This window comes from Bacteroides sp. D1 (assembly GCF_000157095.2).
Classification (GTDB): domain Bacteria; phylum Bacteroidota; class Bacteroidia; order Bacteroidales; family Bacteroidaceae; genus Bacteroides; species Bacteroides xylanisolvens.
In genome coordinates, this window is the sequence record NZ_JH114341.1 from 510 (window position 1) to 2,824 (window position 2,315).

The window sequence follows — 2,315 nt, forward strand, 5'->3', positions numbered from 1 at the left end:
AACTTTATTTATTATCCTCCAAAACTTTTCGGAAGTTTTTTTTGTTCTTTTCTTTAAGCGCAATTTCGCTTTTTCACTATGTCAATTCTGCAAGGCTTTCTTCTCTTGGAAAGCGGGTGCAAAAGTACACCCTTTTAGTATACAATCCAAATATATTAAACTCTTTTTTCTAAGTTTTTTTGAAAGAATCTGCTAAAGTGCTGAAGGATAATGATGTTGTAGAACATATTTTTTATCATGAGTGGATTGGCGGCGGAAACGGTACACATGAGACACATTATTATATCACACGCGGGCGCGTAGGTGCACGCAAGAGAGAAAAAGATGCAGAAGAAAGAAATAACAAAATTACAGTCGAATTACAGATGAGAAAAAGACAACAGGAAGAAAGAGACAAGAAGACAATATAGAAGGAAAGCAAAAAAATGAACCAAATGTAAAAAGAATACTAGGGATATACCACAAAGGGAAATTACAAAAGGAGATTATTAAAGGGGATTATTAAAGAGGATGGATTAATTGGAATGGTTAATTGGGCATGACTAATAGAGTAATTAACAGGATATATAGAAAAATATTATAAAAGCAAGAGAATTTATTGTCAACCGTTAGAATACTTGTTCTAAGCAGTCTAACGGTTGACTATTCCATATGGATATGCCGGATAAATACTGAGTGGATACAGATCAGATTCTATATACAAAATCAGAATGTCATTCTTTTTTAGAGTTCTCGATTCGTAGGCTGACAAGTTCAACCCACTTCTTTATGTTCAAATCAAAGCCGCCTTTTTCTAATAGATGAAGGGCGCCCGCATAATGAAGGGCAGTTTCCTCCCTACTACAGTTGATCTTACAAGACAACTCACCCAGATAATACTCCAGGCGAGCCATTTGGATATAGTCCAATAAAGTATAATCACCTTCAGTTGACAAATCAATCAATTCTCTTATCAAAGCATAGGCCAGTTCACATTCCGTATAGGTTAAATCCGAGAGAGGTTTGTGCATGACAGGATGCTGAACCAGCTGGACAACAATGCGATTAAAGTCTCCGTACATAGGTTGCGTTATTTACCGCATCAGTTCCCGATGGTGCGAGGGTTTATAAAAAAGAAAGAGCGTGGAAACTATCTATTCATGCCATATATAGGTATCCGCTAAGACCCCTTTCGTGAACATGAATGATAGCCCCACGCCCAACTGAGTATATAACAAGGTTATACAGACAAAAGTGCGCGAGACTTGTCACTCATTCCATTCACGAAAGTTAAAATTTAGCGGATTTTATATATGAATGTAACAAATAACCGTTCTCAATAAAAATATTAAAAAGTTACCTTCATCGCTCGAAAGTAAACTACGACAAAAGTAGCAATTTATATTTAGCAAACAAACAATTTTGACAAAGAAATAGGTATGAGACATAAAATTATTATAGCTATATATTGGCAACTTTCAAATCCCCACTAATTTGTCCTTACGACTTAAAGCAATGTATTGATGAATTAAACTCAGGCGGACGTTTGCCCTGATTGTATCAAAATAAAAACGCTCAGGGCAGGTTCCTGCAAACGATTTTCAATTTTCATTTCTCATATTCTCATAGTAAATACAATAACTATATATAAATCAAATGCATAACACTATGAGAAATACTATTCAAAACGGCATTTCTCATAGTATTACCAGCGTTTTATCCATAAAACAACGTATTTCTCATAGCTTTTCATCACTTTCAAAAACATTTCTCATAGATTTTCCAAGCGATTCCAAATACTTTTTTACTTGTTTTGCAGAGTATTCAAGTTATTCTTCGACAAAACCGTAATAGTTAGCATGGACTGCAACGAAACACGCAGTAAAAAAAGAGTCTACTACAAGGCAAAGGAAGCATCAGACTATTATGAAGTCAAGCCAAGCTAGAGATGTAATCAGGTAATACTTAAATAATAGATTATAAAATGGACATGCGGAGTATAAAGAGTAGACATTAGCATATTTATGTATAAGCAGCCATATCGTTCCACTAGAGTGGAAAGGTCTGTGCACTAGAGTAGACAGTACCGTTCACTAGAGTGCAACAGGGTCGACGCATTATATTTTTTACTATCTTACAACTTGTATTTTATTTTTATATTATTGACTATTAGTGTATTATCTATTGTATATGTCGATTATTTTCCTTATCTTTATAAGATATTATAAAACATAAACTAACATGAAAATTGGCATAATTGACCTTTGTAAACAAATAGAAGATCCTAGGATGAACCGCAAAAAAGTACATAAAATGGAAACTATTATCTATATATC

2 protein-coding genes are annotated in these 2,315 nt (G+C 34.1%); one reads left to right on the top strand and one right to left on the bottom strand.

Features of this window, described 5'->3' with window-relative positions; genetic code table 11:
• Nucleotides 1-197: 197 nt before the first annotated feature.
• Nucleotides 198-410 (top strand): hypothetical protein, encoded by a 213-nt coding sequence (locus BSAG_RS11895; RefSeq protein ID WP_004314309.1) that lies wholly within the window; start codon nt 198-200, stop codon nt 408-410.
• 303 nt (nt 411-713) lie between these two features.
• Here BSAG_RS11895 and BSAG_RS11890 read toward each other — a convergent pair whose 3' ends face one another.
• Nucleotides 714-1,061, bottom strand: coding sequence for a hypothetical protein (locus BSAG_RS11890; protein WP_008026636.1), 348 nt, complete (start codon nt 1,059-1,061; stop codon nt 714-716).
• Nucleotides 1,062-2,315 lie beyond the last annotated feature (1,254 nt).